At 62.7% G+C, this 24,387-nt stretch carries 24 protein-coding genes and 1 tRNA gene; 15 read left to right on the forward strand and 10 right to left on the reverse strand.

Going from position 1 to position 24,387, the window contains the following annotated elements; all coding sequences use genetic code 11:
- The coding region (locus VGP39_RS17165) for a serine hydrolase domain-containing protein (protein WP_327569298.1) at positions 1–569 on the forward strand (569 nt) is incomplete at its 5' end.
- 122 nt (positions 570–691) lie between these two features.
- On the forward strand, positions 692–955 hold the full coding sequence (locus tag VGP39_RS17170; RefSeq protein WP_327569336.1) for a hypothetical protein: 264 nt from the start codon (positions 692–694) through the stop codon (positions 953–955).
- 191 nt (positions 956–1,146) lie between these two features.
- Here VGP39_RS17170 and VGP39_RS17175 read toward each other — a convergent pair whose 3' ends face one another.
- Positions 1,147–1,965 carry an aldo/keto reductase gene (locus tag VGP39_RS17175; protein ID WP_327569299.1) on the reverse strand — a complete coding sequence of 273 codons (819 nt, stop codon included), beginning with the start codon at positions 1,963–1,965 and terminating at the stop codon, positions 1,147–1,149.
- 139 nt (positions 1,966–2,104) lie between these two features.
- Here VGP39_RS17175 and VGP39_RS17180 point away from each other — a divergent pair, with 139 nt between their 5' ends.
- Complete coding sequence (locus VGP39_RS17180) at positions 2,105–2,239, forward strand: hypothetical protein (RefSeq protein WP_327569300.1); 135 nt, start codon at positions 2,105–2,107, stop codon at positions 2,237–2,239.
- Here VGP39_RS17180 and mctP read toward each other — a convergent pair.
- The 5 genes from mctP to VGP39_RS17205 form a co-directional block, all read right to left on the reverse strand.
- On the reverse strand, positions 2,231–3,724 hold the full coding sequence (gene mctP, locus VGP39_RS17185) for a monocarboxylate uptake permease MctP (RefSeq protein ID WP_327569301.1): 1,494 nt from the start codon (positions 3,722–3,724) through the stop codon (positions 2,231–2,233). The genes VGP39_RS17180 and mctP overlap by 9 nt on opposite strands.
- 15 nt (positions 3,725–3,739) lie before the next feature.
- Positions 3,740–3,919, reverse strand: coding sequence for a DUF3311 domain-containing protein (locus VGP39_RS17190; protein ID WP_327569302.1), 180 nt, complete (start codon positions 3,917–3,919; stop codon positions 3,740–3,742).
- 449 nt (positions 3,920–4,368) lie between these two features.
- A complete protein-coding gene (locus VGP39_RS17195) occupies positions 4,369–4,980 on the reverse strand; it encodes a hypothetical protein (protein WP_327569303.1) in 612 nt (203 codons plus the stop codon).
- Positions 4,981–5,174: 194 nt separating this feature from the next.
- On the reverse strand, positions 5,175–6,113 hold the full coding sequence (locus tag VGP39_RS17200) for an alpha/beta hydrolase (RefSeq protein WP_327569304.1): 939 nt from the start codon (positions 6,111–6,113) through the stop codon (positions 5,175–5,177).
- A gap of 423 nt (positions 6,114–6,536) precedes the next feature.
- Complete coding sequence (locus tag VGP39_RS17205; RefSeq protein ID WP_327569305.1) at positions 6,537–7,700, reverse strand: CaiB/BaiF CoA-transferase family protein; 1,164 nt, start codon at positions 7,698–7,700, stop codon at positions 6,537–6,539.
- Positions 7,701–7,902: 202 nt separating this feature from the next.
- Here VGP39_RS17205 and VGP39_RS17210 point away from each other — a divergent pair, with 202 nt between their 5' ends.
- From VGP39_RS17210 to VGP39_RS17230, 5 genes are all read left to right on the forward strand, one after another.
- Entirely contained in the window at positions 7,903–8,955 is a 1,053-nt protein-coding gene (locus VGP39_RS17210) for an Ldh family oxidoreductase (RefSeq protein ID WP_327569306.1), read from the forward strand.
- Between the two features lie 102 nt (positions 8,956–9,057).
- Positions 9,058–10,425, forward strand: a complete 1,368-nt coding sequence (locus tag VGP39_RS17215) for an LLM class flavin-dependent oxidoreductase (protein ID WP_327569307.1) — start codon at positions 9,058–9,060, stop codon at positions 10,423–10,425.
- 12 nt (positions 10,426–10,437) lie between these two features.
- Positions 10,438–11,223, forward strand: coding sequence for a fumarylacetoacetate hydrolase family protein (locus VGP39_RS17220; RefSeq protein WP_327569308.1), 786 nt, complete (start codon positions 10,438–10,440; stop codon positions 11,221–11,223).
- Positions 11,220–12,953, forward strand: a complete 1,734-nt coding sequence (locus tag VGP39_RS17225) for a thiamine pyrophosphate-requiring protein (RefSeq protein WP_327569309.1) — start codon at positions 11,220–11,222, stop codon at positions 12,951–12,953. The genes VGP39_RS17220 and VGP39_RS17225 overlap by 4 nt, the downstream gene beginning before the upstream one ends.
- Positions 12,954–12,966: 13 nt before the next feature.
- Positions 12,967–13,947, forward strand: coding sequence for a tripartite tricarboxylate transporter substrate binding protein (locus VGP39_RS17230; protein WP_327569310.1), 981 nt, complete (start codon positions 12,967–12,969; stop codon positions 13,945–13,947).
- 9 nt (positions 13,948–13,956) lie between these two features.
- Here the strand turns inward: VGP39_RS17230 and VGP39_RS17235 are convergent, their stop codons facing one another.
- Together VGP39_RS17235 and VGP39_RS17240 are read right to left on the reverse strand one after the other, a co-directional pair.
- The gene (locus VGP39_RS17235; RefSeq protein ID WP_327569311.1) at positions 13,957–14,379 is read right to left on the reverse strand and encodes a hypothetical protein; all 423 of its coding nucleotides are present in this window, start codon (positions 14,377–14,379) and stop codon (positions 13,957–13,959) included.
- Positions 14,380–14,473: 94 nt separating this feature from the next.
- Positions 14,474–15,412 carry a tripartite tricarboxylate transporter substrate binding protein gene (locus tag VGP39_RS17240; protein ID WP_327569312.1) on the reverse strand — a complete coding sequence of 313 codons (939 nt, stop codon included), beginning with the start codon at positions 15,410–15,412 and terminating at the stop codon, positions 14,474–14,476.
- Positions 15,413–15,615: 203 nt separating this feature from the next.
- Here VGP39_RS17240 and VGP39_RS17245 point away from each other — a divergent pair, with 203 nt between their 5' ends.
- From VGP39_RS17245 to VGP39_RS17270, 6 genes are all read left to right on the forward strand, one after another.
- Positions 15,616–16,779, forward strand: a complete 1,164-nt coding sequence (locus VGP39_RS17245; protein WP_327569313.1) for an FAD-dependent monooxygenase — start codon at positions 15,616–15,618, stop codon at positions 16,777–16,779.
- 159 nt (positions 16,780–16,938) lie between these two features.
- The gene (locus VGP39_RS17250; RefSeq protein ID WP_327569314.1) at positions 16,939–17,901 is read left to right on the forward strand and encodes an ABC transporter substrate-binding protein; all 963 of its coding nucleotides are present in this window, start codon (positions 16,939–16,941) and stop codon (positions 17,899–17,901) included.
- Positions 17,902–17,911: 10 nt separating this feature from the next.
- The gene (locus tag VGP39_RS17255) at positions 17,912–18,664 is read left to right on the forward strand and encodes an ABC transporter permease (RefSeq protein WP_327569315.1); all 753 of its coding nucleotides are present in this window, start codon (positions 17,912–17,914) and stop codon (positions 18,662–18,664) included.
- The gene (locus VGP39_RS17260; RefSeq protein ID WP_327569316.1) at positions 18,643–19,449 is read left to right on the forward strand and encodes an ABC transporter ATP-binding protein; all 807 of its coding nucleotides are present in this window, start codon (positions 18,643–18,645) and stop codon (positions 19,447–19,449) included. Before VGP39_RS17255 ends, VGP39_RS17260 begins: the two co-directional genes overlap by 22 nt.
- An 8-nt stretch (positions 19,450–19,457) precedes the next feature.
- Entirely contained in the window at positions 19,458–20,258 is an 801-nt protein-coding gene (locus VGP39_RS17265; RefSeq protein ID WP_327569317.1) for an ABC transporter permease, read from the forward strand.
- Positions 20,259–20,287: 29 nt separating this feature from the next.
- Positions 20,288–21,322, forward strand: coding sequence for a cobalamin-independent methionine synthase II family protein (locus tag VGP39_RS17270; protein ID WP_327569337.1), 1,035 nt, complete (start codon positions 20,288–20,290; stop codon positions 21,320–21,322).
- Between the two features lie 43 nt (positions 21,323–21,365).
- Here VGP39_RS17270 and VGP39_RS17275 read toward each other — a convergent pair whose 3' ends face one another.
- Both VGP39_RS17275 and VGP39_RS17280 read right to left on the reverse strand, forming a co-directional pair.
- Entirely contained in the window at positions 21,366–23,126 is a 1,761-nt protein-coding gene (locus tag VGP39_RS17275) for an O-antigen ligase family protein (protein WP_327569318.1), read from the reverse strand.
- A 115-nt stretch (positions 23,127–23,241) separates the two neighbouring features.
- Positions 23,242–23,318 (reverse strand) — tRNA-Pro (locus VGP39_RS17280).
- A 67-nt stretch (positions 23,319–23,385) separates the two neighbouring features.
- Here VGP39_RS17280 and VGP39_RS17285 point away from each other — a divergent pair.
- Positions 23,386–24,378 (forward strand): L-threonylcarbamoyladenylate synthase, encoded by a 993-nt coding sequence (locus VGP39_RS17285; protein ID WP_327569319.1) that lies wholly within the window; start codon positions 23,386–23,388, stop codon positions 24,376–24,378.
- The last annotated feature ends 9 nt before the right edge of the window (positions 24,379–24,387 follow it).

Raw genomic sequence — 24,387 nt, forward strand, 5'->3', positions numbered from 1 at the left:
ATCTGCAGGCCAATCTGTGGGCGCCGCTCGGCATGACCGATACCGGGTTCTCGATCTCTCCCGAAAAAGCCGCGCGCTACGCAAAACCGCTGCCGGTCGATCCCGACACCGGAAAAGAGCAGATCCGCAGCCCCGAGCTGACCCAGCCGCTCAAGTTCGAATGTGGCGGCGGCTGCGCCGCCTCCACCGCGTCGGATTATCTGCGCTTTGCGATGATGCTGATGAATGGCGGACGCGCCGGCGAAGCGCGGCTGCTCGGCCGCAAGACCGTCGACTACATGCTGTCCGACCAGCTCGGGCCGAACATCAAGAACCTGGTCGGCAATGCCGATCCGACCCGCGCCGATTACGGTTTTGGGCTCGGCCTTGCGGTACGGACCACGCCCGGCGTGGTCAAGATGATGGGCTCGGTCGGGCAGTTCTCATGGCCCGGCGCCAGCGGCACCGACTGGTGGGCCGATCCGAAGGAAGAACTCGCGGTGGTGTATCTGTCGGCGGCGCCGGGTCCGATCCGCTGGCACTACCGGCAGAAGATCAATGCGCTGGTGTATCAGGCGATCATGGAATAGCGCGCGTTTCGATCGCATTAACCAAGGCTGAACATCTGTTCAGAATTTTCCTTAGGTTCCCTGGGGAACGTTCCAGCATATCTGATGTTCTATTCTCATCCATTTTGGAGGAAGAGGACATCATGAAGAAGCTTGGATTTATCGTAGCGGCCGTTGCCGCTATTGCCATTGCGGCCCCGTCGGTCGCCAGCGCCGAAAAGATCGTTATCAAGCGTGGTGGCGACCATCACTACGGCGCCCGCGCCGACAAGGTCATCATCAAGCGCGGCGGTCACGATGGCGCCCGCGCCGAGTTCCGCGGTCGCTCTCATCGGGACCACGGCTGGCATCGTGGTCACGACAAGAAGGTCGTGATCATCAAGCACGGACGCGATCGCCGCTATTGATTTCGCGATTATGGAAATGGCCCCGAAAGGGGCCATTTTTCTCGTGCTGCCCGCATATCCCAACGTCATCCTGAGGAGCGCGCTCTTGCGCGCGTCTCGAAGGATGGCCGCTTGCGCCTGTGGCCATCCTTCGAGGCCCGCCGAAAGCGGCGGGCACCTCAGGATGACGATGTACCCCGTCGCGAGTGTCTTCAATCCCACGCCGGCGCAAAGCCGGGATTCACAAAACGCTTGTTCTTGGGCAACCCGGCAATCGCGGCGCGGTCCTCGTCGTCAAGCCCGACGTGCTGCGCGTCGAGATTGGACTTCTGGCTCTCGGCGCGCGACGCTTTCGGGATCGCGGCGACGCCGTCCTGATCAAGCAGCCATTTCAGTGCAACCTGCGCAGCAGTTGCGCCGTGCTTGCGGGCGATTGCCATCAGTGTCTGGTCGGTCGCGGCCCTGCCCTGCGCCAGCGGGCAATAGGCCACCAGGGGAATTGATTTCGCTGCCAGATATCCGCGCAACGGAGTCTGGTCGAGAAAGACGTGATACTCGACCTGATTGCAGGCGATCGGCGCCTTGATCTGCTCGACCACCGTCTTCAGCAGCGCGATGTTGAAGTTGGCGACGCCGATGGCGCGGGTGCGGCCCTGCTGTTTCAGCTTGATCAGCGTTTCGAACATCGCCGGCAAGTTCATGTTCTGCGCCGGCCAATGCACCAGATAGAGATCGACCTGATCGAGCCGCAGTTTTTTCAGGCTGGTGTCGAACGCCCGGCGCATCGCGTCCGGGGCCAGATTTTCGTTCCACGCCTTCGTGGTGATGTGCAAATCCCCGCGCGCGACGCCTGACGAGGCGATGGCGGCGCCGATGGCGTCCTCATTGCCATACATCTCGGCGGTATCGATGTGGCGATAGCCCAGAGCGAGCGCGCTTTCGACCGCTGCGCGGCAGACATCGCCCTGCATGCGAAAGGTGCCGAGCCCGAGCCGCGGCAGGCCGACGCCCTGGGTTTGCAGTTTTTCCACTTGAACCTCCCTGAAGACGCGACGAACCGGCGCCCGAAGCTTATAGGTGCCACCGCAAGGATTGGCGAGACGGCCGATCGGCCGTTTGCTAGGCTGATCGCCGTTCGGCATTCAAATCAAGATGAGTTGGCAACCTGCGATGGTCAAAGCGCTGCGAAGATGGCTGGAGTCCAACGGATTGTTTGCGATTGCAGTCGGTGTGCTGGGCACGATACTGCTGATTTCGATGCTGCTCGTCTCCGGCGGCTACCTGATCGTTCGCGCACTAAGCTGATGTTCCTGCTCTACGGACAGGCGCAACCCTGGAAACAATCAGCGTGACCACTGCCGCGATGACGACGTTGAGGATCAGCGCCCCAAGCCCGACATAGAACACATGACTGGCGCCGCCGAGTTCGATGGTTGCCAGAGGTTTCAGGCCGTTGCTCCACGCGGTCCACGATCCCCAAATGATTCCGGCGGCCCAGCCGAGCAGCAGCCCTTCGGCGCGGAACCAGCGCGTGAACAGCCCGAACACCAGCGCCGGAAAGGTCTGCAGGATCCACAGGCCCCCGAGCAATTGCAGGTCGAGCGCATATTGCGTCGGCAGGAACAGGATGAACGCCAGCGCGCCGACCTTGACCACCAGCGAGGCGATCTTGGCGACCGCCGCTTCGCCGGCATGGGTGATGCCCGGGTTGACGTAGGATTTCCAGACATTGCGGGTGAACAGATTGGCCGCGCCGATGCTCATCACCGCGGCGGGGACCAGCGCGCCGATCGCGATCGCCGAAAATGCAAAGCCGGCGAACCACGACGGGAACAGCACCTTGAACAGCATCGGCACCACGTCGTTGGGCGAAGCCACTTTGATGTGGGCGGCATAGGCCATGTAGCCGAGCAGCGCGATCAGGCCGAGCAGCAGCGTATAGGCCGGCAGCAGGATGGCGTTCTTGCGGATGGTGTCGGCGGATTTCGAGGCAAAGATGCCGGTCAGGGTATGCGGATACATGAAGGCGGCGAGCGCCGAACCCAGCGCCAGCGTGGCATAGGCGAGATATTGCTCCGGCTTCAGGATAAGGCCGGTAGCACCGCCCTTGGCGGTGAACGCGTCGTTGGCCGCGGAGAATACCGCGCCGTAACCGCCAAGCTTCATCGGCACCACCACCACCGCCACCAGCACCACGATGTAGATCATGATGTCCTTGACGAAGGCGATCAGCGCCGGCGCGCGCAGGCCCGAGCTGTAGGTGTATAGCGCAAGGATGACGAAGGCGGCGACGATCGGCAGTTCGCCGGTCAGGCCCATCGCCTTGATCACCACGCCCATGCCGATCAATTGCAGCGCGATATAGGGCATGGTCGCGACCATGCCGGTGATCGCCACCGCGAGCTCAAGCCCGCGCGAATTGTAGGTGCCATGCACGACATCGGCTGCGGTGACGTGGCCATTGGCATGCGCCACCTTCCACAGCACCGGCATCACCGCGAACACGAAGGGGTAGACGATGATGGTGTAGGGCAGCGCGAAGAAGCCGTAGGCGCCGACCGCATAGACCAGCGCCGGCACCGCGATCACGGTGTAGGCGGTATAGAAATCGCCGCCGACCAGAAACCAGGTGATCCAGGTGCCGAACTGGCGGCCGCCCAGTCCCCATTCGTCGAGATGCTCGCCGACGGGACCGGCTTTCCAGCGCGCGGCGAAAAAGCCCATCACGGTGACGAGCGTGAAGAAGAAGATGAAAACCGAGAGCGCAACCCATTCGATCTGATCGGCCATGACGATGCCTGCTGCCTAAGAGGTTTCGTCAGGTTTGCGCGATCGATAGACCAGCCAGATCAGCAGCGAACTGATCGGCACCCAGGCGAGCTGATACCAGTAGAAGAAGGGAAAGCCGAACAGCGCCGGCTCCTGGGAATTATAGAACGGCACCCACAACAGGCCGATGAACGGCAGCAGCAACAGGATCCACATCGGGCGGACTCCGGCTCGAGAATTGCCGATGCCAGCTTAGAGACCGGCTGAAATCGTTGTCTAGCGAATTTGAGGTCGAGCACTAAAACGTGTCCGGACGCGGTGCAGCGTTCTTCCCGGTGCACCGCAGAGCCGGGACCGTGCAAATCGAAGCGTCTTGGCCGGGCTCGACCCGGCCATCCATCATCTTCGAAAGCTTGCAAAGATTGATGGATGCGCGGGTCAAGCCCGCGCATGACGAAATCTCACTTTACTACGGCCCCGGCTCTGCAGCGCACCACGCCGCGAAAAGCGGCGCGCTGCGCTGCGTCCGGGCATGCAACCGTGCTTACTTCACCACATCCGTACCCCTCTTGCACACCATGGCGTCCTGATCGCCGGTGCCGCCGCTGGCGCCGATCAGCTTGCCGGTTTGTTGTGGTTGAGAGAGTGATCGCTGACGTCAGCGTTCAGAATGCGGGCCCTGCTCCATTCCTGCCATAGGTGATGCGTGGAGTTTGCAGTGTCCCGTCCGGCTGCCTCTTTGCTGCGCCGACGAAAATCTTGGTGCCCGGCTTGAGGTCGTCTTTGCTGCCGGGGACATAGGTGACGACGACGGTTTGCGGCGTCACCAGCAGCTTCTTTTCGCCCTCCTTGTATTTGACGGATAGCACCTGACCGTCCGAACTGGTGACCATATGCTCGACATTGGCATTGGTCATCTTGCTCTTCGGCAGCAGGTCCCAATCATAGTGCCCTTCCCCGGTGCCGCGCATCGACTCCGGAAAGATGTGGACCTCGATGGCTTTCTGGGTTCCGTCCTCCTGCATCATCCCGGCCGAACCGACGAACATGCCGGGCTTGATGTCGGCCATCGTCGCCGGCGCGATCGCGACAAAGAGCGGTGGGTCGCTCACCGTCAATTTCCATTCGGCGCCGTCGCGGTTTTTGACCGTATAGACCGGGCCATCGACCTTCTCGATGGTGGCGCGCAGCCGCACGTCCTGCGCCAGCGCCGGAGATGCGGCGCAAATCAAGGTGAAACCGGCGGCGGCGAGCGAACGCTGTATCACGTGCTGCATTTCATCCTCCGTTGATCGTCATTGCGAGGGAACGAAACAATCTACTTTCTTTCGTCATGGCCGGGCTTGACCCGGCCATCCATTCTCTTCGAAAGACTCTTTGCGAAGATGATGGATACGCGGGTCAAGCCCGCGTATGACGCATTTTTCGCTGGATTGCTTCGCTTCGCTCGCAATGACGGTTTTGTCTCGGGTTACTTTCCCAGATGCTTGTCGAAAAACGCCGCGATCTCCTCGAACGCCTCTTTCGTCTCGGGCGCGGTGTCGTCGCGGTAATAATGCGCGTGCGACTGGCCCTCAAAGACCTGCAGCATCGCTTCCACACCGGCCTGACGCAGCTTGCGATGAACGCGCACGGTGTTGCTGAGCAAGAGATCGCGCGTGCCGCTGGTGAGAATCGTCGGCGGAAAGCCCTTCATGTCGCCATATACCGGCGACAGCAGCGGATCCCTGAGATCGTGGCCGTTGGCATAGACTTTGGTGCCGGCATCGCAAAAGCCGTCGGGCGACACCAGCACGTTGTCGAGCATCGCGTTGGTCACAAAAGTGTCGCCGACTTTTGTGACGTCCGACATCGGCGTGCCCGGCGCGATCGCGCCCGGCAGCGAAAGCCCGTCCTGTTTCGCTTTCAGCACCATCTCGAGCGTCAGCGCGCCGCCCGCCGAACTGCCGAAGATCGCAATATTCTTCGGGTCGGTGGTCTTGATGGCGTTCTTGTAGACCGTAAGCCCGTCATCGAGCGCCGCCGGGAAATACGCCTCCGGCGGCATCCGGTAGTCCACCGCGATCACCTTGAAGTGGCCGAAGCCGGCCATGAACAGCGCCTCGGGCAGCGCCGCCTCGCCGGGATTGAGCACGTAACAACCGCCGTGAACGTGGATCAGCAGCCGGTTGCGATTCTCGGGCGCGATCACATCGGGGGTCAGGATGAAGGCCCGCACGCCGTCGATAGTCGTCTTCTCGACCTTGACATGCAGCCGCTCCATCATTCCCGGAACGTTCTTGATGGTCCCGGCGGCGCCGGCGTCGGCTACCGGCTTCCATTCCTCGCCGGTCTTCGGCAGCACATTCCAGTTGGTGCGCAGCGGCGCGCCGATGATTTTTGCCATCTGCGGGCTGACTGTGATGGGCACGGGGACTGAGCGCGCAGGCACGTCGAGCGTCTGGGCATGGGCCGCGGTTAAAACCATCGCGGCGCACAATAGTATTGCCGTGCATAATTTCGTTGTTACAGCGGTTGAGTTTCCGGCCAGCTTCTTCATCGCGCTCCCCTGTTCCGTTTCTTGTTCTTCAACGTAAGACCGCGACGATGCGCGCCGGACGTTCCCCCTGCAACCCCATCGGTCTTCAATTATTCCCGAACAGCGGATCGGCGGCCAGATCGCGCCGCATCGCAGCGCTGCATCCGAAGTAAGCGTGCCCCGGACGCAGCGCAGCGCGTAGCACTTGCGGAGCGGTGCGCCGCAGAGCCGGGGCCGTGACGAATAGCGGTGCTCGTACGGTCCCGCTCTGCGGAGCGGCATGAAGAATGCCGCACCGCGTCCGGGACACGAGACCTACTTCGCCGCGGCGATCGCGACCTCGGCGTCGGACATGCCGATTTCCTTGAGCACTTCGTCCGTGTGCTCACCAACCGCCGCTACGCGCGGACCCGGGCTGACTTCCGCCCCTGACATCCGGAACGGCAGATTGAGCACCTTGAACGCCCCGGCGTCGTCGGACACTTGCGCCAGAATACTGCGATGGGTGCTCTGCGGATCGGCCATGGCTTCGGCGACGCTGCGATAGGCCGAACAGGGCACGCCGGCCTGGTTCAACGCCGCGAGACATTGCTGCGACGTCAGCATGCGCGACCAGGTTTCGACGCCCTCCATCAGGTCGCCCCAGTGATCGCGGCGGTCGCTGTAGGCCGCAAAGCGCGGATCGCGGATGAATTCCGGACGGCCCGCCACCGTGACCAAATTCTGGAAGGTCTTCTCGCTGGCGATGGCGACCATCACATAGCCATCCGACGTTTCCATCGGGCCGAACATTGGCCGCTGCGGCGGCTTGATCGGGAATTGCGCGCCCTGCACCTCGTTCAGCGTCAGGCTGAGCATCGATTCCAGCATCGAGACATCGATATGCTGGCCCTGCGCGCTCTGCTGGCGCTGAACCAGCGCCGAGGTAATTGCACCGTAGGCATAAACCCCGGTGAGGATATCGGCGTGATAGATGCCGCAATAATCCGGCCTCTGCCGTCCGGGCTGATAGGCCAGATGCGCCATATCATAGCCCGATGCAGCGTGAATCACCGGTGCATAGGCCGGCAGTTCCGCCGACGGCCCGGTCTGGCCGTAGCCGGAAATCGAGCAATAGATCAGCTTCGGATTGAGTTGGCGCAGCGTTTCGTGGTCGAGCTTCAACCGCCGCATCACCCCGGGACGGAAATTTTCTACCAGCACGTCGACCTTCGCGACCAGTCGCTTGACCGCCTCCACTCCCTTCCCCGATTTCAGGTCGAGCACGACGCTTTTCTTGCCGACATTATAGCTGCCGAACACCGCGCTGCAGTTGCCACGCACCGGCGGGCGCGTCCGCATGGTCTCGCCGTCGTCGGTCTCGATCTTGATCACGTCGGCGCCCATGTCCGAGAGCATCCGGGTGCAGTGCGGCCCGGCGATCGTCGTGGAGAAATCCAACACGCGGATGCCTTGAAGCGCTTTGGCCGATACCGTCATATCCTGCTCCTCGCCGAATTTTCGCTGCCGTTACCTCGCATAATTGCACGGCGGAAGCGACCCCCGGGCCTGTTTCCGGCGGCGGAATATTGCACGGCACAAGAATTTCTGACGCAGGGTCATTGCTAAGACGCCACCGCTTTGAGACCATACGACGCCGCAAGAACCAAGACCTGCACACACGCAGGCGACGAGGAACCTTATGCCGACTGTTCAGGCCGACCGTCTCACGCGCATCGGTGCTGCGCTTCTGAAGGCCGCCGGTGCGTCGGACGAAGAGGCCAGCGCCGTGGCGGCCGGCTGCGTCAACGCCAATCTGGCGGGGCACGATTCCCACGGCATTATCGCGATCCCGACCTACATCGACCGCATCAAGGCCGGCCATATCGTTCCCGGCGCGAAATGGACCATCGTGCGGGAATCGCCGACCACGACGGTGATCGACGGCCACTGGGGCTTTGGCTTTCATGTCAACGCCAAGGCGATGGCGCTGACCATCGAAAAGGCGAAGACATCAAATGTCGCGGCTTGCACGGTGTTTCGCCAAAGCCATGTCGGCCGCCTCGCCGCCTACCCGATGATGGCGATGCGCGAAGGCATGATCGGGCTTGCCACGGCGGATTCCGGCCGCTCGCCCAAACACGTCGCACCGTTCGGCGGCCGCGAAGCGCGGCTCGGCACCAATCCGATTTCGATCGCGGTGCCGTCGGATCTGGAAGCTCCGTTCTATCTCGACATGGCGACATCGGCAGTGGCGGCGGGAAAGATTCAGCTCGCGGTCTCGCGCGGCGAGGAAATTCCGGCCGGCTGGATCGTCGACAGCGAGGGACGGCAAACCACCGACCCCAAGCAATTCCGCAAGGGCGGCGCGCTGCTGCCGCTCGGCGGCAGCGAGGGCTACAAGGGCAGCGGCCTTGCCGCGATGGTCGAGGTGCTGTGCGGCCTTCTGACCGGCCTCGGCTTCGGCGTCGAGCCGACGGGCCGGCATAATGACGGCTGCTTCATGGCGGTATTCAACGTCGCGGCATTCCGGCCGCTGCAGGATTTCAAGCGGGAGGTTGCCGAGTTCGCGCGCTATCTCAAGGCCACGCCGCCGTCGGAAGGCTCAAGCGGCGTATTCTATCCGGGAGAGGTCGAATATATCCGCGAGCAGCAGCGCAGGGTGTCGGGAATCAACGTGGAAGATGCGACGTGGGAAAAATTGCGCGCGCTGGCCGGCGAATACAAACTGGCCGCCGAACTCGAACTGGTATGAAAGCCGTAGGGCGCAATAGCGAAACGTATTGCGCCGCATTGGCTGCGGCCGGCGGATTACGCTGCGCTAATCCGCCCTACGCGCAGTGAAACGGAGACCCGCATGACACGGCAAATGGCACTGGTCGGATTCCTGCAGGCGCAGAACTGCACCAATTTGCCGAGTTCATGGCGGCATCCGGAATCGCGCGACGATTCGATGTCGGCGGATTACTATCAGGAGATCGGCCGGATCCTGGAATCCGGAAAATTCCACATGGCGTTCTTCGACGACCGCCTGGCGATGCCGGACCGCTACGGCAGCGATCATGCCCACACCGTCGAATACGGCATCCGCTGCGTGAAAATGGATCCCATCGTAGTGCTGACCCTGATGGGCGCGGCGACTGAAAAGCTCGGGCTCGCGTCGACCTGCTCGACCACCTATTACGAGCCGTTCGACGTCGCCCGCCGCTTCGCCACGCTCGATCTGATGACCGGCGGCCGCGCCGCATGGAACGTCGTCACTTCGGTCAATGACGGGGAAGCCCACAACATGGGCAAGGATGCGCATCTCGAGCATGATCTGCGCTACGACCGCGCCGACGAGTTCATGGAAGTGGTGCTGGGCCATTGGGATTCCTGGGAAGACGGCTCGCTGCTGATCGACAAGAAGAGCGGACGCTTCGCCGATCCGACCAAGGTCAAGCGGCTCGACCACAAAGGAAAATTCTTCAAGTCGCGCGGGCCGTTCACGGTGCCGCGCTCGCCGCAGGGCCATCCCGTCGTCATCCAGGCCGGCGCCAGCGGGCGCGGCCAGCGTTTTGCCGGGCGATGGGGTGAAGTCATCTTTACCGCGGCGCGCAACTTGGCCTCCGCGAAGCAGGGCTACGATGCGATCCGAACCGAGGCCGCGAAAGCAGGCCGCGATCCCGATCAGATGTTCCTCTGCAATCTCGTTACGCCGGTACCGGGCGCGACCAAAGCCGAGGCCGAGGACAAGATGGCGCTGATCGAAAAACTGCCGCTAGAAATCGATGCGCTGTCATTGCTCGCAGAAGCGCTGAACTATGACTTCGCCTCAAAGCCTATCGACGAGCCGCTGACCACGGAAGAGCTCCAGGGCATGCAGGGAATGCTCGGCATGCGTGACGGCGTGCTCCGGACATCCGGCAAAACCAATCCGAGCGCGCGAGATTTCGTGACCTTCAGCGGACGTGGCCAGACTCAGGACGCCATCGTCGGCGGCCCGAAGGAAATCGCCGACCGGCTGGAAGAAATGTTCGTTAGCCGCGGTTGCGACGGCTTCGTCATCGCGGCGACTTACGTGCCGGGCTCTTACGCCGACTTCGTCAAGCACGTCGTGCCGGAGCTGCAGCGCCGCGGACTGTTTCACAAGGACTATGCCGGCAAGACCTTGCGTGAAAATCTTGGCCTGAAGCGTCCCGCGGCGGGCGCATGGAAAACCCAGCCGCAAGCCGCGGCCGAATAAAGGATTTTTTGGATGCGCTGGCTCAAATTCACCGCCGCCGGACAGACTTCGTGGGGCATCGTCGAAGGCGACAAGGTGGTCGCCGTCAGCGGCGATCCGTTCGGCGAGTGGCAGCGCAGGCAGCAATCGCATGCGCTTAAGGACGTCAGGATCGAACTGCCGGTGATGCCGCGCACGTTTTACTGCGTCGGGCTGAACTATCTCAAGCACCTCACCGAGGCCGCCAACAAGCGCGGCGAAGTGCCCAACGTGCCTGACCGACCCGAAATAGGCTACCGCGCGCAGAATGCGCTGATCGCGCATGACGAAAACGTGGTGATCCCGGCCACCGCGACCGAGAAGATCCACTATGAGGGCGAACTCGTGGTCGTGATCGGCAGACAAGCAAAACACCTGAGCGAAGCCGACGCGATGTCCTGCGTGCTCGGCTATACCATCGGCAACGATGTCAGCGAGCGCACCTGGCAGAAAGCCGATCGCGGGCTGTGGCGCTCCAAGAATGCCGACACTTTTAAGCCGATGGGGCCGTGGATCGAAACCGAGGTCGATCTTGAAGCCATGGAAACCATCATAAAAGTGAACGGCAAGGAGACCGGACGCTTCCGCACCAACGACATGATCTTCGGCATCGTGCCGTTCATCGTCGAGCTGACCAAATATTTCACGCTGTGGCCGGGCGATGTGATCTGGATGGGCACCGACGGCGCCTCGCCCGACATCAAGGCCGGCGACGTCGTCGAGATCGAGATCACGGGCATCGGCACACTTCGCAACAGGTTCGTCGCGGAGACGGCATGAGCCGCCACTCAACCGCGCATTACTTCCTCGAAGGCCTGGTCGATCTCGGCGTCGACTACATCTTCGCCAATCTCGGCACCGACCACGTGTCGCTGATCGAGGAGATGGCGCGCTGGGACAGTGAAGGCCGCAAGCACCCCGAGATGATCCTGTGCCCGCATGAAGTTGTCGCCGTGCATATGGCCGGCGGCTACGCGCTGGCGACCGGGCGCGGCCAGGCGGTGTTCGTCCATGTCGATGCCGGCACCGCGAATGCCTGCATGGCGATCCAGAACCTGTTCCGCTATCGGCTGCCGGTGATGCTGTTCGCCGGCCGCGCGCCTTACACGCTGCACGGCGAGCTCACCGGCTCGCGCGACAGCTATGTGCATTTCGTGCAGGATCCGTTCGATATCGCCAGCATCGTCCGGCCCTATGTGAAATGGGAATACTCGCTGCCCTCCGGCGTCGTGGTGAAGGAAGCGCTGGCGCGCGCCAGTGCGTTCATGCAGAGCGATCCGCCCGGCCCGGTCTACATGATGCTGCCGCGCGAAACGCTGGCCGAGCAGTGGGACGAGGCGGCGATGCCGGCGTACCCGGCTTCGCGCTACGGCAGCGTACGGGCCGGCGGCATCGATCCAGCACGGGTCGATGCGATTGCCGCGCAATTGATGGCGGCGGAAAATCCGGTGGCGTTCACCGCCTATCTCGGCCGCAAGCCGCATGCGGTCGCGGTGCTGGACCGGTTGGCGCGGACCTGCGGCATCCGGGTCGCGGAATTCAATTCGATCGACCTCAATCTCCCGCAGGATTCGCCGTCTTTTGCAGGCATGGATGCCCTGCCCCTGCTCGAGACCGCCGACCTTGGGTTACTGCTCGACACCGATGTCCCGTTCATCCCGCAAGCCGCCAAACGCGCCGATATGATGAAATGGATTCAGATCGACATCGACCCGCTGAAGTCGGATTTCCCGATGTGGGGATTTGGCACCGACATACGAATTCAGGGCGACTGCGCGATCGTGCTGCAGCAGGTTCTTGATGCGGTGGAAGCGCGCGCCGATGATGATTATCGCGGCCGCGTCGCCGCGCGCATCGCAAGCTGGAGTGGCGCGAGCGAGGCGCGGGCGAAGCGCCGCGGCGCCGCGAGCGCAAACAAGGGTGTTTCAGGCGCGCTCGGCCCGGCCTTTGTATTCGCGATGCTAAATGCAAAGCTGTCGCAGGACGATGTCGTCATCAACGAAGCGATCCGCAACGGGCCGATCCTGCAGGAGCACATCACGCGGACAAAACCGCAAAGCTATGTCGGGCTGGCCGGCGGCGGGCTTGGATTCAGCGGCGGCATGGCGCTGGGCTTGAAACTGGCGCAGCCCGATCGCCGCGTGGTGCAGATCATCGGCGACGGCGGTTTTCATTTCTCCTCACCCGACAGCGTCTACGCGGTGGCGCAGCAGTATCAGATCCCGATACTGACCGTGGTGCTGGACAATGGCGGCTGGCAGGCGGTGAAGTCGGCGGTGCAGCGGGTTTATCCAAAGGGCGTCGCCGCCGAAACCGACCAGTTCCAGTCGCGGCTAACCTCGGGCCGCCAAGGCGAGCAGCGGGACTTCTCCGCGGTGGCGCGGGCGTTCGGCGCGCATGGCGAACGCGTCACCGAGCCAGACGAGCTTGCTGCCGCGATCGACCGTTGTCTTGCCGCATTGGACGATGGCAAGGCCGCGGTGCTGCATGTTCACATCACCCCGCTTTAAGGGAAGTAGATCCATGAACGTTGTTCGCAGACGTTTTTGTCTTGCACTTGTTGCGCTCGCGACCGCTGCCTGCCAACCCGCTTCCGCTCAGGAAGACCCGACAAAATATCCCACAAAACCGATCCACATCGTCGTCGGCTTTACCGCCGGCGGCGGCAACGACATCATCGCGCGGATGTACGGGCAAAAATTGTCCGAAAGCCTCGGCCAGCCCGTGATCATCGAGAACAAGCCGGGCGGCGGCGCCATCGTCGCTACCGAATATGTCGCCAAATCCGCGCCCGACGGCTACACGCTGCTGGTCGGCGCCAGCGGCATGGCCATCAACCCCGCCGTCTATGCCAAGCTTCCTTACGATTCGGTCCGTGATTTCGTCGCGATCTCCGAACTGGCATCGTTCCCATTGATCCTGATCGTCAATCCGTCGTCGCCGATCAAATCGGTCGCCGAACTGGTCAATTACGCCAAGGCGAACCCGGACAAGACCAATTATTCCAGCTCATCGGCCTCGTTTCAGCTGGTGACCGAATTGTTCAAGCAGAAGACCGGCGCGCCGATGCAGGTCATTCCCTACAAGGGCGCCAACGATTCGGTGCTGGCGGTGATCTCGGGCCAGGTGACGGCGACCATCGCAGACGCGGGGCCGGCGTTGAGCCAGGTGCTGGGAGGCCACGCGCGGGCGCTTGCGGTCGCTTCGCCGCGGCGGATGGAAGAACTGCCTGATGTCCCAACCCTGAAGGAAGCCGGCGCCGACGTCGACGCCGTGCTGTGGAGCGGCCTGTTTGCGCCAAAGGACACCCCTCCGGCGATCGTAAAAAAACTCGAGAACGAAATCATCCGCGTCGCGCGATTGCCCGATGTCATCGCCCGCCTGAAACCCTTGGGCATCCTGCCGGTGGGCAATTCGTCCGACGAGTTTGCGCGCATCCTGGCCGCCGACATCGCGCGCTGGGGCGAAGTCGCCAAGGCCGGCAATATCAGAATCGCGCAATAGCGGCTTCGCTCACCGCTGCCAGTTGCAGATGCCGCCGGAACGGCACGGCCAGACCTGAATCCGCGTATCGGACGCCTGCGCGTCGAGCGGGTTGGTGTGCCGGCGCACCACCTTTGTTCGGGCTGGCGGGCGCGGCTTCTCGGTGCGTGCATGCGCAATTCTGGTTTTAGCGACCTTCGGAGCATTCACAGCCTTCGGCCTTGCATCCGGCGCCGCCGGATCCACATGCACGGCCCTGCTTCGAGCATCCGTCTTCGCCTCGACCCGCATCGGCTCAAACTGGCCCGGCGGCCCGAGCGGTCTTGGCGAGAGCACGGCCTTCGAAAGGTCGAGGTTAAGGAACTCATCCGGCCGGTATTCAGCCGCAATCGACGGATTCCCGACTAAAAATGCTGCGCAACTCACCGCGGCGAAAACAACTTTCCGGACCATGAGACGCCTCTGAAACGGGACAACACCCCTTATCTAGGGAGAGTTGGCCCGATTGCAGCACCCGGCCGGCGGGTTCCATGCCGAAACGCCGGTCTCACTGGATCTCGATATTGGCCGCCTTGATCACGGCGCGCCATCGCTCGACCTCTTCGCCCATGTATTTGGACGTCTTCTCGACCGAGCCGCCGAAAATCTCGGCGGACAGCTTCTTCAGGTGGTCCTGCAATTCGGGCTGGCGCAGGGCTTCATTCACATCGGCGTTGATCTTGTCGACGATGTCCCTGGGGGTCTTCGGCGGCGCCACGACGCCGTACCAGGCGACCGCTTCGAAACCCGGCAGCGTCTCTGCGATGGTCGGCATGTCCGGCAGGGCCGGCAGACGGTTGGGCGAAGCAACGCCCAGCAATTTGAGCTTGCCGGCTTCGACCAGGGCCAACGAGACGCCGAGATTGTCGAACATCAGGTCGACATCGCCCGCGAGCAGGCCCTGCAGCGCCGGCGCCGAGCCGCGATAGGGAATGTGGCGCAGCTTCACCTTGGCCATCAGTTGAAACAGCTCGGACGTCAGATGCGAGGTCGTCCCATTGCCTTGCGTGGCGGCCGTGACGCGATCGGGATTTTTTTGCAGGTAGTCAATCAGTTCGCGCAGGCTCGATGCCTTGACGTTGTTTGGATTGACGATCAGCGCGTTCGGCACCTGGGCCATCACAATGATCGGCTCGAACTTGGCCGGATCGAACGCCAGCTTCGGATAGAGGCTCTGGTTGATCACGAGCGGCGGCGGCGGCGCCGAGAGCAATGTGTAACCGTCCGGCGCTGCGCGAAAAACCGCCTCGGCGCCGATGTTTCCGGCAGCCCCGGTGCGGTTCTCGATCACGACCGGCTGGGCCCATTTACGCGACAGCCACTCGGCGACCAGCCGCGGCACCGCGTCAGCCGTTCCGCCGGCCGGGAACGGCACGATGATTTTGACGGTGCGGTCGGGATAGCCATCGGCCCATGCCTGGCTCTCAAGGCCATTCGATGCGGCCAAGCAAAGCACCAGCCCGATTGCCGTTCGGCCCACGAAAAACCGGTCTCGCCTGACCAGATCGCGCATGTAAGTTCCTTTCCGCGCTTGATCCGCGCCTTTGTGATGGCAACCCTGCTTCAGTCCATGTGAAGATACAACATGGCATCCGGTCGCGTTCAGCCATTCATTTCAAGGAGCTCATGATGATGGCAAAGCGACCGAACGTGGTGATCGTCGGCGGCGGCATCGGCGGGCTGTTCGCCGCGAATGCGCTGATCGCGCACGGCCTCCAGGTGTCGGTCTATGAGCAGGCCCCCAACCTCGGCGAGGTCGGCGCCGGGGTTTTCCTGACCCCAAACAGCGTGCGCCAGTTGCAGAGGGTAGGCCTCGGACCCGCGGTGGAGAAGCGCGGCGCCAGAGTTGGGACCGAGTCGCGGTACTTCCGCCATGACGGCACGCCGATCGCCCCGGTCCAGGTAACGGATTCCTCGGGCTGGAACGCTACGTTCGGGATGCACCGCGCCGACCTGGTCGAGATGCTGGCCGTCACCCTGCCGGGCGAGGTGGTGCATACCGGACACCGATGCAGCGGGTTTGAGCAGACCGGCGACGTCGCGCGGGTGTCGTTCGCCAATGGCGCCATCGTGGAAGGCGACATCGTCATCGCCGCCGATGGAATCCACTCCGAGCTTCAGCGGTTCGTGACCCCTCCTTCCCGCCCCGTCTTCCACGGGTCGGTCGCCTACCGCGGTGTGCTCGCGCATCGGCGCATTCCGCACTGGCCAACCGATTCCTGGCTGATGTGGCTCGGCAAAGGCAAGCACTTCCTGACCTTTCCATTGCGTGGCGGCGAGCTCATCAACTATGTCGGGTTCGTGCCGGCGGACCAGGAGATGAAGGAATCATGGTCGGCGCCGGGTGATCCCGACGTGCTTCGCGCCGAGTTCGCGGGCTGGGACCCGCGCATCGGATCGCTGCTGAGCCAGGTTGAAGCCACGTTCCGTTGGGCTCTCTATGACCGCGAGCCGCTGCCGACCTGGACCCAGGGAAGGCTGACGCTGCTCGGCGATGCCGCGCATCCGATGCTGCCTCACCTCGGACAGGGGGCCAACCAGTCGATCGAGGATGGCATGGCGCTGGCGACGATTCTCGCGCACGCGAACCGCAATACATCTCCCGCAGCGCTGCTCGCTTACGAGCGCCTGCGCCGCGAGCGCGTAGCGCAGGTCCAGCGTGGCGCACGTGAAAACGGCCTCCGCTACGATTCGGCCAATTCCGATCTGGGCGTCCGCGACGCCGAGATCACCGCCCACGCCGCGTTTCGGAGGCGGCTGTACGATCATGACGTCGTGCCGGAAGCAAAAGCTGCGGCGACTGCACTGATATGAGGTGCTTCAAACCAGACGCGCCTATAAGCAGTTTGCGCAACGCGCCATCTCGATATAACAGCGACCCAATGGGCCGCTTTTGACGGCGCTCGCGGCACACAAGAAATCGGGAGCGATGCTCCCTGCAAAAACAAAAGAGAACATGGAGGAAACACTGCAATGAACGTCTCCCGCCGTCACGCCCTCTTGGCCCTCGCTACTACCTTGCTGGCCACGCCCGCGGCCTCCGCCGAAACGATCCGGGTCGGACTACCGACCAAGACCTATTGGCCGACGACCATCGCCGAGACCGCCGTGCGGCAAAAACTGTTCGAAAAGGAAGGCATCACCGCGGAGCTCACCATCTATCGCAGCGGCGCCGAGACATTCGAGGGCATGGCGGCGGGCGCGGCCGACATCATCCTCGATCCGCCGTCGCTGGTATCCGCGGGCCGCAAGAAGGGCGTGATGTCCAGAATCGTCGCCAATGCCACGATGGGCAATTTCGGCTGGCAATTGATGGTGCCGGTAAAATCGGCGCTCGACGTCAAGGGCCTCAACGGCAAGAAGGTCGCGATCACGGCGGCCGGGTCGGGCTCCGACCTGCTGGCGCTGTGGACCATCCAGGACCGGAAGATCGAGTTCACCCGCGTGCCGGTCGGCGGCGGCGGCCTGGTGCCTAATCTGCTCGCCGGCAATGTCGAGGCGGCGGTGGTCTATTCGCCGCTCAGCTTCCAGATCTCGAAATCGGGCGAGGCGCGCACCATCCTCGATTATTCCAAGGAAGTGCCGCCGAACCTGACCGCGGGCTGGATCGTGCTCGACAAATTCGCCGAGGCAAAGCCGCAGGTTGTCCAGAAGGCGATCAACGCGCTCTACGGCGCGGTGGCGTTTATGCGCGCCAATCGCGACGTGACGGTGAAACTGATCGCGGATCTCTACGAGATGCCCGCGGAGATCGCCGCGCTGGAATATGACAACACGATCATGAAACTCGAGACCGACGGCAATATGGCCGCCGCCAACGTGCCCGCCGCGGTGCAATTGTCGCTCGATCTGGCAAAGCTCGGGGGCTTGAAGGACATCGTGCCGGTCGAGGACGTGATCTCGACGAAGTTCAAGCCCGTCCCGACCAGGCCCTGAGGCCTCGGCGATGGCAGGTTTCGGAATCAAGCTGGCCCGCTTCGCGATCGTTCTCGCGATCTTCGCAACGTGGGAAATTCTGTCGCGGACGGGCGCCGTCAATCCGCGACTGCTTCCGTCCGCTTCCGATACGCTGTCCACGCTGGGCGATCTGTTGCAGCGCGCCAGCGTCCGCAACGACCTGGCGGTAACCGCAAGGGAAGTGCTGACCGCGTTCGCGCTCGCCGTTCCCGTCGGCGCACTGATCGGATATTTGATCGCGGAGAATCGTTACTTCGCCGACGTGATGAAACCACTGCTGTTCTTCGCCTTCAGCATTCCGAAATCGATCTTCCTGCCGATGTTTATCCTGGTATTCGGGGTCGGATTTGCCCAGAAGGTCGGATTCGGCTTCTTTTCGACGATCTTCATCGTCATCATGTCGACCACGACAGCGGTCGAGTCCGTCAAGGTTGAGCATCTCAAGGTCGCCCGCTCCTATGGCGCGACGCCCGCGCAGACCGCCTTCCGCGTCTATTTGCCGAGCATGCTCCCGGTGCTGCTGGAAGCGTTACGGATTTCCATGATCTTCAATCTGACCGGCGTGATCCTCGCCGAGATGTATGCGTCGCGCGACGGCATCGGCCATCAGATCGCCAGTTGGGGCGAGAATTTCCAGATGAAGCAGTTGCTGGCCGGCGTGGTGATGATCGCCGCGATCGCCATGACCTTCAACGAACTGGTGCGATGGGTGGAAACGAGATGCAGCCATTGGCGAACGTAACGCCGCTCAAGCCCGCCCCCCGCGCCGGCGCGGTCGAGGTCAGGAATGTGGGCCAGATTTTCAGGACCTCGACGCAGGACGTCGTCGCGCTTTCGGACGTATCGATCGATGTCAAGCCCGGACATTTCGTCGTGCTGGTGGGTCCGAGCGGCTGCGGCAAGTCGACATTATTGATGATGATGGCGGGCCTGCTGCAGCAGACCTCGGGCACCATCACGATCAATGGCGCGCCGATCCCGCAACCCGACCCGAACCGGGTGGGCGTGGTGTTTCAGGAACCAAGCCTGTTTCCCTGGCTGACAGCGGAAGAAAATGTCGAGTTTCCGCTCACGCTCCGCGGCGTGGCCAAGAGCGAGCGCCGCGCCAAGGCGCAGGATGCCCTCACACTCGTCGGCCTCGACGGTTTCGGCAGGCGGCATCCGCATGAACTGTCCGGCGGCATGAAGCAGCGGGTCTCGATCGCGCGCGGCCTGGTGCAGGATCCTCCGGTGCTGCTGATGGACGAGCCATTCGCCGCGCTCGACGAGCAGACCCGCATGACCATGGGCGACGAACTGCTTCGCATCTGGGCCGCCACCGGCAAGACCGTCGTGTTCGTCACCCACAGCCTGACCGAAGCCGTTTATCTTGCCGACGAGGTGATCGTGATGTCGGCGCGTCCCGGCCGCATCGTCGATCGTCTGCAGGTGCCGCTGCCGCGGCCGCGAACCTATGACATGCTGAGCGGCGATGCGTTCGGCAGCCTGCGCGACCGTATCTGGCGGCACATCCGCAAATCGGCGTGAGGGCGAAGATGACCGCAACCACGCTCCGCCGGCTGATCGTGATGGGCCTGATCGTGCTCTGGGAAGCCCTGCCGCGCAGCGGCCTGATCCCGGAACTGTTCCTGCCGGCGCTGTCCTCGACGCTGGTCGCCGGCTGGAACGAGGCCGGCGAATATGGCCATGCCTTGGCGGTAACCCTCTACGAGGTCGCGGTCTCGATGGCGTTCGCGTGCGGCGGCGGCATCCTGCTCGGCGGCATTGTCGGCAGCCTGCCGCGCCCGCGCGTGCTGATCATGCCGATGATTTCCAGCCTGTATGCCGTGCCGCTGGTCATCCTCTATCCGGTCTTCACCGTATGGCTCGGCATCGGCTCGGAATCCAAGATCGCGTTTGCCTCGCTCTATGGATTTCTGCCGACCATGCTCTCGACCGCCGCCGGCATCCAGACCATCGATCCGCAATTGCTGCTTGCTGCGCGGAGCATGGGCGCGAGCTTAAGCCAGCGCCTCATCCGCGTGATCATTCCCGCCGCCATTCCAACGGTGTTGTCGGGGCTTCGCGTCGGCGGCGCGCTGGTCATCGTTGGCGTCGTGGTATCGGAAATGCTGATCTCTTCGGCAGGCATCGGCTATCTGATCTCGCGCTACCGCACCATCCTCGACAGCCCGCATGTGTTTGCCGGCGTGCTGCTGGTGCTGGCGATGGCGATCGCCTTCAACGCCGGCATCCGGTGGATCGAGCGCAAGGCCGCGATCTGGCAGACCGGAACCCGCGGCGGCGAGCGCGCCGCCGACGAAATTGCTTCCGGTGTCCTGCAGCCGGCGACGTAGAGAAGAACAACAAGGAGGACGTCGTGAACCTGCCAAAACATCTGTTGCCGACAACGGTGGTCGGTAGCTATCCGCAGCCCGAATGGCTGGTGGACCGCGCGATGCTGTCCAAATCGGTGCCGCGCACCCGCATGCATGCAATGTGGCGGCTTCCCGCCCAGCATCTGGAGGAGGCACAGGACGATGCCACCATCGTTGCGATCCGGGACATGGAACGCGCGGGCATCGATATCGTCACCGACGGCGAAATTCGCCGCGAGAGCTACTCCAACCGTTTTGCCACCGCGCTTGACGGCATCGATGCGGACAATCCCGCGATCATCACGGCGAGAGGCGGCCAGCAGACGCCGGTGCCGCGCGTGGTGGGCCAGGTCAGGCGAAGCCGCCCCGTCGAACTGGACGACATAAAATTCCTTCGCCGCAACACCGATCGCGCCGCCAAGATCACCTTGCCCGGCCCGTTCACCATGAGCCAGCAGGCCAGAGACGAATTCTACAAGGATGACGAAGAGCTGGCGATGGCGTTCGCCGAAGCAGTCAATGCCGAAGCGCTCGACCTGCAGAAGGCCGGCGCCGACGTGATCCAGCTCGACGAACCCTGGGTGCGCAACAATCCGGAGCTGGCAAAACGCTACGCGGTGAAGGCCATCAACCGCGCGCTGCAAGGCATCACCGTGCCGACTGTGGTGCATCTCTGTTTCGGCTATGCGGCGGTGGTGCCGGGTTCGACCAAGCCTGCCGGCTATTCCTTTCTCGCCGAACTCGACGACACCATTGCCGAGCAGATTTCGATCGAGGCGGCACAACCCAGACTCGATCTCGGCGTGCTCAAGGATCTTGCTTCGAAGAAGATCATGCTGGGGGTGCTCGACCTCGGCAATCCCGAAATCGAACCGGCCACGGTGGTCGCCGATCGAATCCGCAATGGTCTCAAACATGTTGCAGCGGACAGGCTGGTGGTCGCGCCGGATTGCGGCATGAAATACATTCCCCGCGAAATTGCATTCGGGAAACTGAAGGCGATGTGCGACGCCGCGGCAACCGTGCGCAGCGAGATCGGCTAGCCCCGCCAGCTCGCAACCAGCTCAAAACTCATTGGCGCGACCTTTAATGCGGACAGACGGGCCCGACCAGGAACCCACGCATGAACGACCGGCCAACCTGAACCACACATTCAGTACCGGATGGATTGTCGCTGTTGCGGTCGATATGAAACAAAAGGCCGTAGCTCTTTCCGTTGTAGGAATAATAAACCGCCTCGCTGTCGACGGTTGGAAAACCGCCGGCTTCCGGCGTGAAATATCCATGCCCGGCCAGCCGCTTTTTTACGTCGACAAGCGGACCTTCAAAAACCGGATATGCACCTTGCGCCGCGCGATATTTCTCCAGCGCCGTACCCGCCGCCCTGATCTCTTGCGCCAACGCCGTATCCGGCTGAGGCGCCCTGACGTGCTTCCAGTAAAACAGCAGGCCAAACACCGCAGCCGCAATCACCGCGATCATCACCAGAACCGTCGATGCTGCCGGCCTGAACCAACGTCCATTGCGCGTTGCGATCAGCCTGCCGACATCCCGCAGGCATGAATTGGTCCAGGCGGCAGCGCCATGCGATCCCCGGCCTCCCAGCGTCATGCCGCCGGCTATTCCGACGCCCAGAACGTAGATCCAGCCTTCGACGAAATCGAACAAATGCGAATTGAACAGCGAGGTGAACACATTTTGGATGACGGTCAGCAATCCGATCCAGGACACCAGACCGTCCCCCCTGAACAACAGCAGGTGGACCAGCCACATTGCGTAGAGCACGAGGATGCCGACCGTGCCCCACTGAACTGCAACGTTCAATGTCTGATTGTGAGGGTTTTTGACAACTTCAGCCTGGGCGCCGGTTTCGCCGATCGCGGCCCGTTCGAACAGGCCTTGTATGGTTCCGCTGCCGTGTCCGATCACGGGAGCATCGCGGAAAAACTCCAGCGATTTCTGCCAATACTCCAGTCGCGAGCCCAATCCGGTGGGATTGTTTTGAAGTTTTGTGTGCTGATAATCGGAAATAAATGTCGAAACCGTTGTGCGTAGTCTCGGAGACGCGGTCCAGGTGGCCGCCGCAACTACTGCAGCCGCGCAGCACGCAAGAATCACGGTTCGGCAACGCAAATAACTAAACGCAAATATCGCAAGCATGATCGGCAAGGTAACCAATGCGGTGCGCGAAGAGACCACGAAAATCATATTCGTCACGAAACCCAAGGCCGCAAACGCGAGCAGCACGGCGAGCCATATCTTGTTGGTTCGAATACACTCCATGATCGGATAGGCAAGCGCCACGGCGCACAGTGCAAATTCCTGACTTTGATCGATATAATTTTTGACGAAGATTCCGCGCCCTGCAGCTTCCGGCTTGAGCGTCAGATCGGGTTCAAATGCGACTGCCCAGGAGGTCGCCATCAACAGCGTGCAGGATGCCAGGAAGGCCACAAAAACCCATATGCCGCGGTCGGAGCGTTCGAAATGATAAAACAGCAGCGGCAGTGCGAGCAATTTTGCCGTGGGACCCACCGCATAAAGGCGAGCGCTCCACGCGGCGTCCGACCACAGCATTCCAGCAACCGCCAAGGCGAAGAACGCCACCGGAATCGCTGAGACCGGCCGTTTCAGGGAAAGCAGAAATGGCCGCAATTCGAGTGTCGGGATAAGTGCGGCGAGCCACAGCACGACAAAAATAGCGACGCCGGATGTCGACCAGGGCAGACATATCGCGATCATCACCGTCAGGAGATCGACGTTCAATATGCGCGCAGCCGGATCGTGCCATGCGGAAAAAATCGTGGAAAGCGAGACGCTGAGGTTTCTGTTGGTCGCTTCAGCCATCGGCTATCCCGGTGCTGCAATCGCGCGGCTGTGGCATGGACGCGGAGCGGCATCTCGGCTACCAAGCTGCCGGATAAGCATTTGCACCGAAACTGCCATGATATCGCCGGGAAAATGGTCGGAGTGGCAGGATTTGAACCTGCGACCCCTGCGTCCCGAACGCAGTGCTCTACCGGGCTGAGCCACACTCCGACAAGAACGCGGCTTATAGCCTTGGGTTTCGCACACCGCAAGACGATGAATTAAGGACGCAAATCCCATGAATGTGGGCCTGACGACCGCTATTTTGCCCGCAAACGAGGCCGCGGTGGCCGACGCCGCGCGGTCCTTGCGGGATGGCGGGCTGGTCGCGTTCCCGACCGAGACGGTGTACGGGCTCGGCGCCGACGCCGGCAATGCGGCGGCGATCGCGCGGCTGTATGAGGCCAAGGGCCGGCCCGCGTTCAATCCGCTGATCGCCCATGTCGGCGGTCTCGCGGCGGCGCAGCGGATCGCCCATTTCGATGCGCAGGCCGTCCTGCTTGCGCAGGCGTTCTGGCCGGGTCCGCTGACGCTGGTGCTGGCAAAGGCGCCCGGCTGCGCGGTGGCCGATCTCGCCACCGCCGGCCTCGACACCATCGCGGTCCGGGTTCCCGCGCACCGGATCGCGCGCGCGATCTTGCGCGCCTTCGGTGGGCCGGTGGTGGCGCCGTCGGCCAATCTCTCCGGACATGTCTCGCCGACCACGGCCGCGCATGTCTCGAGCGACCTTGCCGGGAGAATCGACCTCATCATCGATGGCGGCGCGGTCGAGGTCGGCGTCGAATCCACCATTGTCGGATGTTTCGACGCGCCGACGCTGCTGCGGCCCGGCGGCGTGCCGCGCGCCGAGATCGAGCGGGTGCTGGGCAGGACGCTGCTGCAGCCGCCTGACGACGCGGACAGCGATTCCGGTCAGCCGCTGGCGCCGGGCATGCTGGCCTCGCATTACGCACCGCGCACGAAGGTCAGGCTCAATGCCGACCGGATCGAGGCCGGCGAGGCATTGCTCGCCTTCGGCCCGCACGCCATATCGGGAGTCGAGGCTGCGTCCATCGTGATGAACTTGTCCGCGCGCGGCGATCTCAATGAGGCCGCCGCCAATCTTTTCAGCTATCTTCGCGCCCTGGATACCAAGGGTGTGCGCGCCATCGCGGTGATGCCGGTGCCGCATCACGGGCTCGGCGAGGCCATCAACGACCGGCTGCGCCGTGCCGCGGTGGGGCGGGAATAAACGTAAGAG

Source organism: Bradyrhizobium sp. (assembly GCF_036009065.1).
In the GTDB taxonomy this organism is placed as follows: Bacteria; Pseudomonadota; Alphaproteobacteria; order Rhizobiales; family Xanthobacteraceae; genus Bradyrhizobium.